Source organism: Reyranella sp., from assembly GCF_965279625.1.
In the GTDB taxonomy this organism is placed as follows: Bacteria; Pseudomonadota; Alphaproteobacteria; order Reyranellales; family Reyranellaceae; genus Reyranella.
The window spans coordinates 1,538,048-1,550,635 of sequence record NZ_OZ257251.1 but is presented as its reverse complement, the minus strand read 5'-3'; the positions used below and the strand labels follow the sequence as shown (position 1 = coordinate 1,550,635).

The window sequence follows — 12,588 nt, the reverse complement described above, 5'->3', positions numbered from 1 at the left end:
GGCGTTGCCGAACGATCCAAGCGCGCGCGCCAACGAAAAACGGGAGCGCTTTCGCGCTCCCGTTCGGGTCGCAACCAGGAAACCTGGGCTGTTTACGCGGCTTCGGCCAGCGCCACGCCCTTTTCCTTGAAGACCTGCTCGAGTTCGCCGGTCTCGAACATCTCGCGGATGATGTCGCAGCCGCCGATGAACTCGCCCTTCACGTAGAGCTGGGGGATCGTCGGCCACTGGCTGAATTCCTTGATGCCCTGGCGCAGGTCAGGGTCGACGAGGATGTTGATGCCGTGGAACTTCACGCCGAGCTGGCTCAGCACGTCGACCACCGCGGCCGAGAAGCCGCACTGGGGAAACACGGGCGTACCCTTCATGAACAGCAGAACGTCGTTCTTGCCGATCTCGTCGCGGATACGCTCGAACACCTGGGGTTCGCTCATGATCGATCTCCGTGGAGCGCCGCCGGGGGCGCGGGGGGTGTCTGAATATAGGGCGTTCAGGGCCTTTGCGCCATGGTGGTTAGCTTGAGGGCGTGGAGAACGCCTCCCATGCGGCCGCCCAGGGCGCCATAGACCATCTGGTGCTGCTGGATCTTGGATTTGCCGGCAAAAGCTGCCGAAATAACCGTGGCGGCATAGTGGTCGCCGTCGCCGGCGAGGTCCTGGATCTCGACCTCGGCGTCGGGGATGCCTTGCTTGATCAGGCTGATGATGTCGTCGGCGTGCATCGGCATGGGGCGATCCTTTTTTTCTGGCCTCAGGCGGCGCTGTTCATGTAGCCGGGCAGCCAGTTCTCGTGGGCGTCGTGCAGCTCCCGCAGCGGCAGGGTGAGCAGCCCGTCGACCAAGATGTCCGGGCCGCCGGAATAGCCCAGCAGCACGGCCGGCACGCCGGCCTTGCGGGCGGCCTCGACGAGGGCAGGGCCGTCGTCGGTGGCGATCAGGTAGCGGCCCTGGTCCTCGCCGTAGAGATAGGCGTGGGGCGCGACGTCGCTCGCCGGCAGCTTGATGCAGGCACCGGTGCCGCCCGACAGGCACATCTCGGCGAGCGCCACGAGCAGGCCGCCGTCGGAGAGGTCGTGGCAGGCATGGACGCGGCGGCCGACGATCTCGCTGCGCACGAAGTCGCCGTTGCGCCGCTCGACCGCGAGATCGACCGGCGGCGGGGCGCCTTCCTCGCGGCCGTGCAGCTCGCGAAGATAGATCGACTGGCCGAGCCAGCCCCTGGTATCGCCGATCAGCACCAGCGCGAGGCCGGACTGGACCAGGCGCGAGCCCGCGGAGGTCGCGATGTCGTCGATCACGCCGACCGCGCCGATGGTCGGGGTCGGCAGGATCGGCCGCCCCTCGGTCTCGTTGTAGAGCGAGACGTTGCCCGACACGACGGGGAAGTCGAGCGCAGTGCAGGCTTCCGCCATGCCCATGATGGCGCCCGCGAACTGGCCCATGATCTCTGGCTTCTGGGGATTGCCGAAGTTCATGTTGTCGGTGACGGCGAGCGGCCGGGCGCCGACCGCGGTGATGTTGCGCCACGCCTCGGCTACGGCCTGGCGGCCGCCGGTCTCGGGATGGGCCTGCACGTAGCGCGGCGTGCAGTCCGACGTCATGGCGAGGCCCTTGTGGCTCACGACCTTGGGCGCTCCCGGCACGCGGACCAGCGCGGCGTCGCCACCCTGCGGGCGGATCGCTGTGTTGCCCATGATGAGATGGTCGTACTGGTGCCAGATCCACGCTTTGCTCGCGAGATCGGGGCAGCTCATCAGGGTGAGAAGCGAGGCCTTCCAGTCGGTCGGTTCAGGTACCTGCGACGCGTCCAGCTCGGGCGGCAGCGGCGTCAGGGTCCACGGCCGCTCGTACATCGGCGCTTCGGTGACCAGCGGCGGGATCGGGATGTTGCCCACCACGTCGCCGTGCCAGGTCAGCACCATGCGCTCGGTGTCGGTCAGGTGGCCGATCACGGCGAAGTCCAGTTCCCACTTCTCGAAGATCGCGCGCGCCTGGTCCTCGCGGCCGGGCTTCAGCACGATCAGCATGCGCTCCTGGCTCTCCGAGAGCATGAGCTCGTAGGGATTCATGCCGGTCTCGCGCATCGGCACCTTGTCGAGTTCCATGACGAGGCCGAGCCCGCCCTTGGCGGCCATCTCGAACGAGGAGGAGGTGAGGCCGGCCGCCCCCATGTCCTGGATGGCGATGATGGCGTCGGTCGCCATCAGCTCGAGGCAGGCTTCCAGCAGCAGCTTCTCGACGAACGGATCGCCGACCTGCACCGTCGGGCGCTTGCTCTCGCTGTCCTCGTTGAACTCGGTCGAGGACATGGTGGCGCCGTGGATGCCGTCGCGGCCGGTCTTGGAGCCGACATAGACCATCGGATTGCCGATGCCGGCGGCCGCTGCGTAGAAGATCTTGTCGGTCGCGGCCACGCCCACGGTCATGGCGTTGACCAGGATGTTGCCGTTGTAGGCGGCATGGAAGTTGGTCTCGCCGCCGACGGTGGGGATGCCCATGCAGTTGCCGTAGCCGGCGATGCCGGCGACCACGCCCGAGACGAGGTGGCGCGTCTTGGCATGCTTGGGGTCGCCGAAGCGCAGCGCGTTGAGGTTGGCCACCGGCCGCGCGCCCATCGTGAAGACGTCGCGCAGGATGCCGCCCACGCCTGTCGCCGCGCCCTGGTAGGGCTCGATATAGGAGGGGTGGTTGTGGCTCTCCATCTTGAAGATGGCGGCCTGGCCGTCGCCGATGTCGATGACGCCGGCATTCTCGCCCGGGCCCTGGATGACCCAGGGCGCCTTGGTCGGCAGCTTCTTCAGCCAGACTTTCGAGGATTTATAGGAGCAGTGCTCGCTCCACATCGCCGAGAAGATGCCGAGCTCGACCATCGTGGGATCGCGGCCCATGATCTTCAGCAGGCGCTCGTACTCATCCGGCGCCAGCCCGTGCTCGGCCACGATCTGCGGGGTGATCGCGGGCTCGTTCGGCAGTTTGACGGGCGGGTTCTTTTCCTGGGCTACGGTCACGACGCGTCTTTCATGAAAGGGCTTCGACCATGCCCTCGAACAGGGCCTTGCCGTCGGTGCCGCCGAACATCGGCTCCACCGCATTCTCGGGATGGGGCATCAGGCCCAGCACCGTCTTGGTGTCGTTGAACACACCGGCGATGTTGCTGCTGGAGCCGTTGGGATTGCCGCGTCCGTCGACGATCGAGCCGTCGGGGCCGCAGTAGCGGAAGGCGATCTGGCCGCGATCCTCGAGCCGCTTCATCGTGTCGGCATCGGCGAAGTAGTTGCCCTCGGCATGAGCCACCGGCACCTTGATCACCTGGCCGGCCTGGTAGCGGTTGGTGAACAGGCTCTGGCTGGTCTCGACCCGGAGGTGGACGTCGGCGCAGACGAACTTGAGGTGCGAGTTGCGCATCAGCGTGCCCGGCAGCAGGCCCGCCTCGGTCACGATCTGGAAGCCGTTGCAGATGCCCAGCACAGGCACGCCCTGAGCAGCGCGCTTCTTGACCTCGGCCATCACCGGCGACTGCGCAGCCATCGCGCCGCAGCGCAGATAGTCGCCGTAGGAAAAGCCGCCCGGCACCACGATCAGGTCGACCTTCTCGAAGTCGCCGTCGCCGTGCCACACCATCTGCGGCCGGCGCCCGGTCACCAGCTCGATCGCCTGCGCCACATCGCCTTCGCGATTGGAGCCGGGGAAGACGAGGATCGCGGCCTTCATCGCTAGCCCACCAGCTCGATCGAGTAGTTCTCGATCACCGTGTTGGCGAGCAGCTTCTTGCACATCTCCTCGACGCGCGCCTTGGCCTTCACCTTGTCGGTCTCGGCGAGCTCGAGCTCGATGAACTTGCCCTGGCGGACGTCGCCGACCTCCGGGAAGCCCAGACGGTTCAGCGAATGTCCGATGGCCTTGCCCTGGGGGTCGAGCACGCCGTTCTTGAGGGTCACGTGGACTCTGACTTTCATGTCGCCTCTTTACTGCAGCGTGGTGGGGCCGCGCACGTCGCCCGGTCCCTGGTCGATGAGGATGCCGAGGCGCCGCGCCACTTCCTGGTAGGCTTCCTCGACCTTGCCGAGGTCGCGGCGGAACCGGTCCTTGTCCATCTTCTCGTTGGTCCTGAGATCCCACAGCCGGCATGAATCCGGGCTGATCTCGTCGGCCAGCACGATCCGGACCATGTCGTCCTCGTAGAGGCGGCCGAACTCGATCTTGAAATCGATCAGCTTGATGCCGCAGCCGAGGAACAGGCCGAACAGGAAATCGTTCACGCGCAAGGTCAGCGCCACGATGTCGTCGAGGTCCTGGGGCGTCGCCCAGCCGAAGGCGGTGATGTGCTCCTCGGTAACCATCGGGTCGCCCAGCGCGTCGTTCTTGTAGAAGAACTCCATGATGGAGCGGGGGAGCTGCGTGCCTTCCTCGACGCCGAAACGCTTGGCGAAGGAGCCGGCGGCGACGTTGCGGACCACGATCTCGAGCGGGATGATCTCGACCTGCCGGATGAGCTGCTCGCGCATGTTCAGCCGGCGGATGAAATGGGTCGGCACGCCGATTTCCCCGAGTTTGGTCATCAGGAACTCGGAGATGCGGTTGTTGATCACCCCCTTGCCGGTGATGACCCCCTTCTTCTGGTTGTTGAAGGCGGTCGCGTCGTCCTTGAAGTACTGGACGATCGTCCCGGGTTCGGGCCCCTCGAACAAGGTCTTGGCCTTGCCCTCGTAGATGCGGCGACGGCGGGACATGTCTTACTCCTGCGCGGGCGATGCGGATCGCCCGCCGTTCGGGCGGAATATGGCGGAAACGCCATGCGCCGGTACTGGGGAAAAATCCATTGAAAAAGGTGACGGAGTCGTCATATTGATCTCTAAACAGGAGGCCTCACATGGCCCAGCAAATCACCTACGACAAGGCCTATGACACGGTCGGACGCGAGGATTTTCCGGCAATGCTGGAAGTTCCCCGGTATGGCCGCCGGACCGACGCCTTCGACGGCATCATTTCGGCCACCCACGACCATTTCTGGGATCCTCTGGACAAGGCCTATATCGACTTCGACCAGCCTTTCGACATGGTCCGAACGCCGATCATGCCCTTGGACAATGTGGTCGAGCTGCGGAGTGCGGTGGCGGACCGGCTCGACGAGGGCCAGAAGATCGGCCTCGGCAACGACGTCATGCACTGGTCGATCTCCAACCTGCTGCACGGCGAGCAGGGGGCGCTGTCGCTGTCGGCCAGCCTCTGTCACATCCTGCTCGACCCTGGCGCCCAGGAATACGCCGCCAACCAGGCCCGCGAGGAAGCCCGTCATGTTGCAGGGTTCACGCGCTATATCGGCCGGCGCTGGGGCGCGCCCCTGCCGGTGGGCAAGACCATCGCGACCGTCCTCACCGACCTCGTGACCACGGAAGAGGTCTATAAGAAGATCGTGGGCATGCAGATGCTGATCGAAGGCATCGCCATGGGCTCGTTCGCGACGCTCAATGCCAAGACCAACGACCCGGTGCTGCGCCGGCTGGTCCAGCTGGTGATGAGCGACGAGGCCTTCCACCACCGCTTCGGCCGGATCTGGGCCTCGCGCACGATCCGTCACCTGAGCGAGGACGAACACAAGAAGGTCGAGGACTGGGCGGCCCAGATCTTCCAGACGCTGCTGTTCAACCTGATCAACGCCGAACAGAAGCAGGTCATCTACGCCAAGTACGGTCTCGACTGGCAGTGGGTGCGCGACGCGATGAAGGAGGTCTTCACCGACGAGGACCGCCGCGCCAACCTGAAGGAAAGCACCAACATCTTCCGCGTCCTGATCAAGACGCTCCTCCACGCCGGCATCATCACCTCGCGCACCGCGCCGCTCTACGGCGTTTGGGTCGACATGAAAGAACTCGAAGCCGAGGGCGACGGCATCCCCGGCGACATCGTCGCCGAGGAGATGATGGTGACGCTCCGCGAGATCAACGCGAAGCGCAAGCGCATCGTGTCGAAGGACGTGGTGGCCGCAGGCTAAATTGCGCCCTCGGACATGCGCGGCAACTCTGGTTCAGGGCTTGAACACGTAGCCCGGCGTGATGGCCACGTCCGCGGGAATGGGCTGCAGGTCGGAAAACAGCTCCGGGTAGGTCTTCATCACGCTGAGGATGAACTTCGGTTCGATGTGCTTGTTCACATCGAACACCGTCTTGATCACGCCCAGCCGTTGCAGTGTTTCTTGGGCCTTCCACAGCGCACGATAGTTGTGGGCTGAAATGCGCCGGTCCACCTGCTGGACGTTGTACTGCATGGCGGTCTCCGCCACGTCCAGCTTCAACCCGGGAATCCAGCGCGTACCTATGGCGGCTGCCTGCTTGGGATTCTTGCGCATCCACTGATCGGCCTCCGACACAGCCGCCAGGAACTTCTCGATCGTCGGCCCATTCTTCTCCACCCAGGGCCTCAACGCGATGTTGAAGCCGAGGTAGGAGATGACATCGCCGCCGCGGATCACTTCGATCGCGCCTGGTACGTCCTTCATGGCGATCACCGGTGCCGGGTCCCAGCACACGAACGCATCCACGCCCTTGGCGAGCAGCGCCACGCTCATTTCCGGCGGCGGCGTGTTGACGAGAGTGACGTCGGATGGCGTGAGGCCAGCCTTCTCAAGCAAGCCAAGGATATAGAGATGATTGATGGTGCCGAACGAAGTGCCGATCTTCTTGCCCTTGAGGCTCTTGAGATCACCCTTGACGATGCCTGAGTCCTTGCCGGCGATCAGCGCAAGCGTCGCATCGGAGCCGAGTTTGGTGGCGTTGCCGCTGAAATTGCCGAAGAACACCAGGTCCATGCCACGCAGGATGGCGCCGATGGCCGGCACGCCGGCCTGCACCATGTCGGTCTCCCCTGCCTGCAAGGCATTGAGCGCATCGACGCCGGTGGCGTAGGGGCGCGCGATGGTCACGTCGAGCCCGTATTTCTCGAAGAAGCCGCGCTCGAGTGCGATCGGCAGCGCCAGCATGTCGACGGCGGCAACCATGCCGACCTTGAGTTTTACCGGATCCTTGGCCTGCGCCATTGCCGACAGCGGCAACAGCAACAGGGCAACGAGCAGTGTCATGATCCTTGGCATTCCCTCACCCTCCTGGTTGAAGCGGCTCGACGCGCGTAACCCAGTAAGGACGGGCGATGGTCGCGAGGTCCGCTCGTTTCACTCCTCGAACTTCTACGGCGTTGTCTTGTGTCCCAGAGACCCTGCCGTAGGTCTGGAACAGCTGAACGTGGAAGCGCTCGGGTGGAAACGGCAGGGTAATCAGTACGTTGACCTTCTCGGGGCCAGGAGAAAAGTCAGCGATCTTGTGCGGGGCGGCGATCGTCAACCAGAGCTGCCAGGCCAAATAGCAGACCACGACGGCCAGCAGGATATGCGTCTTTCGCGACCTGAGGGCGTCGTTCAACATATGTTAGGCCGAGCGCACGAGTTGAAGAACGCGCGCTGACAGTTCCTTGAACCGCGCGTCGTCGTTCAACGCGTCCCAGGAGCGCGGCCGGGGCAAGTCCACGGCAATCTCCTCAAGCACACGTCCTTTGGACAGCGCCACGACCCGATTGCCGAGAAACACGGCTTCACCCACATCGTGAGTGATGAAAAGTACCGTGGGACGTTTCTCCTGCCAGATGCGGGTGAGTTCCTCCTGCAACGTCATGCGTGTCTGCGCGTCGACGCTCGCGAACGGCTCGTCCATCAGCAGTACGTCTGGCTCATTTGCGAGCGCACGAACGACGCCGACGCGCTGCTGCATGCCGCCCGACAGCTCGGTGGGATAGCGTCCGGCTGCCTCACTCAGTCTGGCAAGGGCCAGATATTCGTGCGCGATTTTCTCCCGCTGCGCTTTGCCGACGCCGCGCATCTTTGGGCCGAAGGCGACGTTTTCGAGCACCGTCCTCCAGGGGAAAAGCGCGAACGATTGAAACACCACACCACGATCGGCTCCTGGCCCCTTGACGGGGCGGCCGTCGAGCAGAATCTCGCCCCCCGTGTGGGGAATGAAGCCCGCGATCATGTTCAGGATTGTGGTCTTGCCGCAGCCCGACGGTCCCACGATCGAGACGAACTCGCCCTGCTGCACCTCCAGCGATACATCGTGGACAGCCGTGACGTTGGTGCCGGCATAGGGGTCGAAGTAGGTCTTCGACAGATTGCGGATGGTCAGATTCTTCATCGCGTCACCAATCCCCAGCGCTGTCCGGTGGCCCGTTCGATCGGTGCCAGAATCCAGCCGTCCACGATGTACCAGAGGATACCGAGGATGATCATGCCGAGCAGGATCTCGACGACCGAGCCGGCGCGGCGCGCATCGAACATGAGAAACCCGATTCCGCTGGTACCGACGATGATCTCGGTTGCGATCAGTGCGCGCCATCCGTAGCCAAGCCCATTGCGCAGGCCTGTCATGATGCTGGGGAGCGCGCCTGGCAGCACCACTTCCCAAAGCATGCGGGTACGCGAGGCACCAAGGCTTTGGGCGGCGCGATACATGGTGATCGGAATCGAGCGAACGCCCAGCACCGTGTTCAGGATGACCGGGAAAATCACCGTGTAGACGATGACGACTGTCACGGTTGTGAGGCCGTAACCGAACCAGATCACCAGGATCGGCAGCCAGGCGATGTCGCCGATAGCCTGGAAGAACAGCAGCGGCGGCCAAAGCGCAGTATGCGCCCGCGAGCTGAGGCCCACCAACATACCGAGCGGAATGCCAATCGCGATGCCCCAGAACGCGCCGACGGCGAGCCGTACCATGCTGTCCTGCAGATACTCCGGCAGGATGCCGGTATAAACCAGCGAACCGAACGAATGCACGACGTCCACCGGTCCCGGCAGGAACACGCGTGGAAAGATCTGCATCTCGGTGACGATCCACCAGACGGCGATCAAGAGAATGAACGGCGCGATCGCAACGACAGACGGCCAGCGCACCGTCAGGCGTACGCAACGGCTCCATATCCCGAGAAGAAAGGACTTCATGCGCGTTGCACCATGCCCCAGCGCTCGATGGTCGTGCGCTCGAGCGGTGCCAACAGCAGCCGATCGAGCAGCAGCCACAGAACGCCGATCACGACCATGCCGAGCACGATCACTTCGGTTTTGTAGAAATCCCGCGCCACAAAAAGCATGTAACCGAGGCCGACGTTGGTGGCGATCATCTCGGCGGCGATCAGCCCGCGCCATGCGAAGCCCAAGCCGGTGCGTATGCCGGTGACGATGTGAGGCAGTGCGCCCGGCAGGAGCACCTCGGTCAGCATCGCCCATCGCCCCGCACCGAGTGATGCGGCCGCGTTGCGTACGTGCAGAGGGATCGTCGAGACGCCGAGCAGCGTGTTGTATGTCACGATGAAGAACACGGCATTGAAGATGACGAAGGTGATGGCGCCGAAGCCGTAGCCGAACCACAGCGTCGCAATGGGGATCCAGGCGATGCCAGCCAGCACCGAGAAAAATCGGAGCGGGGGCGTCAGAAAGCTGGAAAAAACGGGGCTGACGCCCATGGCGATGCCCAGGGGAATGGCGACCAACAGCCCAAGCACTGTGCCGACAGCGACGCGGAGCAGGCTCGCGCCGATGTGCTGGATGAGCGTACCGTCCTGAATTCCCTCGATCCCGGCTTGGACCACGGCGCCAAGCGATGGAAGCAACCGGGGATTGACATCGAAGTACGGGACAAGGATCGCCCAGAGAGCGAGCAGAACTGCAAAGGGAGCGCAGAACCGGAGCGCCGAAGTGAGTTTGCGCCGCATCACGTTTGACTCAGAGTCCGGCCGGCGCCCGTGCGACCGGCGCGGCGCCGGGTGCCCGCTTTGGGTTTGGACAAATGGGTCTGGGTGTAACCAAGAACCTGCTCCATCGCGTCGCGAGCCTTTGTGGCGTCCCGTTCTTCGATGGCGCGCGCGATGGTGGCATGATTGGGCAGGTTACCGTCGAACCAGCCATCGACGCTGTCGACGGCGACCACAAACACCGCGCTCAGAATTGTGTCGATCGCACCGCGAAAGCCCTGCAAGACCGGATTGTGCGTCGCGTCGAGAATGGCGAGGTGAAACGCCTTGTCTGCGGCAGTTGCGGTGGCCTGACTGTCTGAGGCTTCCATCGCGGTGAGGGCCGCATTGATCCGCAACAGGTCCGTCTTGGTGGCACGGGTGGCTGCGAGCGCGGCGGCGGCTGGCTCAATGATCGAGCGGACTTCCTGAACAGCCAGCAGCAACTCACGGTCGGGGTTTTCCTGTCCCACGAGCCAGTTCAACACGTCGCGATCGAGCAGGCTCCAATCGCGCCGCGGCAACACACGGGTTCCGTGGCGGGGCCGGACGCTGACGAGCCCTTTGCCCGACAATGTCTTGATCGCCTCACGTATCACACCTCGGCCGACGCCGAGGCGGCTTTCGAGATCGCATTCGGGGGGCAGCACCGCGCCGGCCGGAATGATCCCTTGAGCGATCTCGCGGCCGAGCGTCGTCAGCACGGTGTAAATACGACCCGGCTTCGAACGCACTTCAACGGATTTGGCGCGCTTGGTAGACAAGATCTGTTCGCTCCCGGCCGCCGGCTCTTCGGCCGGCTGGCAAGGCCAAATCATACACCGATCGGAAGTGGGTGCAATCATCGGATGTTTAACATCCGATGTTAAACATCCGATGATTGGAAATCGGCCGCGTTGTTGTTCGATGCCATTAGGCCGGTAATGTTGAGACGACGCTGCGGTGCAACACCGCGCCGCAGCAATAGATGTAGCCGCATGAGAATTGGCTGAGACGCACGACCGACAGTGGCGATGGCTGTTTCGACAGCCTGCGAATGCCCTGAGGTGAGTTGCTTTAGAGTTTTTGTGCGAGCACGAAGCAGGAGAGGCCTGCCAAGCGGTTGATCGGAAAGATCGGAAGTTCGGCGGCGCAGGTTGCGGTGAGGAGGGCGTTGGTGAGGGCGCCCTGTTTCTTCAGGCTGCTGCGCGGCTCCGTCGTGTTACGATCGGCGAGGCGCACGGCGGCGGCTAGCGGGAAGACGAAGCCGAAATAGTAGCTGCCGCGCACGATTATCAGGCCGGCATCGCGCAGCACGGCCTCGATGCCGGGTAGGCGGTAGCGCCTCTTGTGCTCGAGGAAGACGTCGTGGCCGCTCCACAGGAACGCGAAGGCTGGTACCGTCACCAGGAAATGCGCGCCCGCTGGGACCTTGTCGGCGTAGTGCCTTACGAGCCGGCGATCGTCGTCGACATGCTCCAGCACGTCCATCATCAGCACGAGGTCGCAGTCGGTCGCGCCGATGTCGCGGCGGTAGCGCACCGGCTTTCCGGCGACGCTGTCGTCGCGGTCCGCCGGGTAGCCGATGTCGACGCAGAGTGCGCTCTCGGCGGCCGTCCGTTCGAGCAGATGGCGCGAGAAGAAGCCCGAGCCCGCGCCGACATCGAGCAGGCGCTGGGGCGCCAGCGCGCCCACGGCGCGGCGCAGTGCGGCGGCCTTGGAGCGGTAGTACCAGTGGCTGCCGATGCCGGCGCCCAGGATGTCTTCTTCCTTGAGATCCATCGACGGTCAGGGCTTCGGTGGCTCGGCCGTGCCGTCCTCGTAGACGCCCTCGACGATGTAGATCGGGCGGCCCTTCACCTCGACGAACAGACGGCCGAGATATTCGCCGATGATCCCGAGAGACAGGAGCTGGATCGCGCCCATCAGCAGGACCGCGATCAGGAGCGAGGCGTAGCCCGGCGTGTCGACGCCGAAGATGAGCACGCGGGTAATGATGAACAGCGCGTAGAGCACCGCCACAATGGCGATCGCCAGTCCGACATAGAACCAGGCGCGCAGCGGCGCGGTCGAGAAGCTCACGACGCCGTCGATGGCGAAGTTCCAGAGCCGCCAGAAATTGAACTTGCTGGTGCCGGCCGCGCGCTCGGGCCGCTCGTAGGGCACGCCGACCGAGCTGAAGCCGACCCAGGCGAACAAACCCTTCATGAAGCGGTTTCGCTCGGGCAACTGGCGCAGCACCTCGACGGCGCGGCGATCGACCAGCCGGAAATCACCGACATTGGGCGGGATGCGCACCGGCGACATGGAATTGAACACCCGGTAGAACCAGCCGGCCGAGAGGCGCTTGGCGGGCGTGTCGGTATGGCGTGCCGTACGGATGCCGTAGACGATGTCGTAACCCTCGCGCCAGCGCGCGACGAAGGCGGCGATCAGTTCCGGCGGATCCTGGAGATCGATATCCATCGGGATCAGGACGTCGCCACGGGCATGGTCGATGCCGGCGGTGAGGGCGGCTTCCTTGCCGAAGTTGCGCGACAGGTTGACGATGCGGATGCGCCGGTCGATTCGGCTCCGGTGGAACAGCCGCGCGAAGGTGTTGTCGCGCGAGCCGTCGTTCACGAACACGATCTCGAAGCGGAGGCCGTCGCGCTCCAGCAGCGGCACCGTGGTGGCGAGGAAGACGGCGATCGACTCTTCCTCGTTGAACACCGGCACGACCAGCGACAGCAGCGGATCCATCGGGCGCCGTGCCCGCTGGACGGCAAGCTGGTGCGCGAGCGCCGTATCCACATCGAGGCTGCTATCGGAGGCGAAGGGGAGAGAATCGGGCACGACGG

15 protein-coding genes are annotated in these 12,588 nt (G+C 64.3%); 1 reads left to right on the top strand and 14 read right to left on the bottom strand.

Translation table 11 applies throughout. The features are described from left to right. Positions 1–92: 92 nt before the first annotated feature. From grxD to purC, 6 genes are read right to left on the bottom strand one after another with little or no spacing between them, the layout of a single operon-like run. The gene (gene grxD, locus ACQY78_RS07605) at positions 93–434 is read right to left on the bottom strand and encodes a Grx4 family monothiol glutaredoxin (protein WP_425066856.1); all 342 of its coding nucleotides are present in this window, start codon (positions 432–434) and stop codon (positions 93–95) included. A 56-nt stretch (positions 435–490) separates the two neighbouring features. After that, on the bottom strand, positions 491–727 hold the full coding sequence (locus ACQY78_RS07600; RefSeq protein ID WP_428684259.1) for a BolA family protein: 237 nt from the start codon (positions 725–727) through the stop codon (positions 491–493). Positions 728–750: 23 nt separating this feature from the next. Further along, positions 751–2,970, bottom strand: coding sequence for a phosphoribosylformylglycinamidine synthase subunit PurL (purL, locus tag ACQY78_RS07595; protein ID WP_428686338.1), 2,220 nt, complete (start codon positions 2,968–2,970; stop codon positions 751–753). Positions 2,971–3,016: 46 nt separating this feature from the next. Beyond that, positions 3,017–3,709 carry a phosphoribosylformylglycinamidine synthase subunit PurQ gene (gene purQ, locus ACQY78_RS07590; RefSeq protein ID WP_425066854.1) on the bottom strand — a complete coding sequence of 231 codons (693 nt, stop codon included), beginning with the start codon at positions 3,707–3,709 and terminating at the stop codon, positions 3,017–3,019. 2 nt (positions 3,710–3,711) lie between these two features. After that, positions 3,712–3,954 (bottom strand): phosphoribosylformylglycinamidine synthase subunit PurS, encoded by a 243-nt coding sequence (gene purS / locus ACQY78_RS07585; RefSeq protein ID WP_428684257.1) that lies wholly within the window; start codon positions 3,952–3,954, stop codon positions 3,712–3,714. Between the two features lie 9 nt (positions 3,955–3,963). Further along, a complete protein-coding gene (gene purC, locus ACQY78_RS07580) occupies positions 3,964–4,728 on the bottom strand; it encodes a phosphoribosylaminoimidazolesuccinocarboxamide synthase (protein WP_425066852.1) in 765 nt (254 codons plus the stop codon). Between the two features lie 140 nt (positions 4,729–4,868). On the opposite strand from purC, the gene ACQY78_RS07575 reads away from it, so the two are divergent. After that, entirely contained in the window at positions 4,869–5,990 is a 1,122-nt protein-coding gene (locus ACQY78_RS07575) for a ferritin-like domain-containing protein (protein ID WP_428684254.1), read from the top strand. Between the two features lie 33 nt (positions 5,991–6,023). On the opposite strand, the gene ACQY78_RS07570 is transcribed toward ACQY78_RS07575, so the two are convergent. From ACQY78_RS07570 to ACQY78_RS07535, 8 genes are all read right to left on the bottom strand, one after another. Then, the gene (locus tag ACQY78_RS07570) at positions 6,024–7,073 is read right to left on the bottom strand and encodes an ABC transporter substrate-binding protein (RefSeq protein ID WP_428684252.1); all 1,050 of its coding nucleotides are present in this window, start codon (positions 7,071–7,073) and stop codon (positions 6,024–6,026) included. 16 nt (positions 7,074–7,089) lie between these two features. Then, positions 7,090–7,413, bottom strand: a complete 324-nt coding sequence (locus tag ACQY78_RS07565; RefSeq protein ID WP_422012112.1) for a hypothetical protein — start codon at positions 7,411–7,413, stop codon at positions 7,090–7,092. Positions 7,414–7,416: 3 nt separating this feature from the next. Then, on the bottom strand, positions 7,417–8,175 hold the full coding sequence (locus ACQY78_RS07560; RefSeq protein WP_428684250.1) for an ABC transporter ATP-binding protein: 759 nt from the start codon (positions 8,173–8,175) through the stop codon (positions 7,417–7,419). Next, on the bottom strand, positions 8,172–8,981 hold the full coding sequence (locus ACQY78_RS07555; protein ID WP_428684248.1) for an ABC transporter permease: 810 nt from the start codon (positions 8,979–8,981) through the stop codon (positions 8,172–8,174). The genes ACQY78_RS07560 and ACQY78_RS07555 overlap by 4 nt, the downstream gene beginning before the upstream one ends. Further along, a complete protein-coding gene (locus ACQY78_RS07550) occupies positions 8,978–9,751 on the bottom strand; it encodes an ABC transporter permease (protein WP_428684246.1) in 774 nt (257 codons plus the stop codon). Before ACQY78_RS07550 ends, ACQY78_RS07555 begins: the two co-directional genes overlap by 4 nt. Continuing rightward, positions 9,751–10,536, bottom strand: a complete 786-nt coding sequence (locus tag ACQY78_RS07545; RefSeq protein WP_428686337.1) for a FadR/GntR family transcriptional regulator — start codon at positions 10,534–10,536, stop codon at positions 9,751–9,753. The genes ACQY78_RS07550 and ACQY78_RS07545 overlap by 1 nt, the downstream gene beginning before the upstream one ends. A 289-nt stretch (positions 10,537–10,825) precedes the next feature. Beyond that, positions 10,826–11,530: a class I SAM-dependent methyltransferase gene (locus tag ACQY78_RS07540; protein WP_428684244.1), complete on the bottom strand. Its 705-nt coding sequence runs from the start codon at positions 11,528–11,530 to the stop codon at positions 10,826–10,828. A gap of 6 nt (positions 11,531–11,536) precedes the next feature. Continuing rightward, entirely contained in the window at positions 11,537–12,583 is a 1,047-nt protein-coding gene (locus ACQY78_RS07535) for a glycosyltransferase family 2 protein (RefSeq protein ID WP_428684242.1), read from the bottom strand. Between the last annotated feature and the right edge of the window lie 5 nt (positions 12,584–12,588).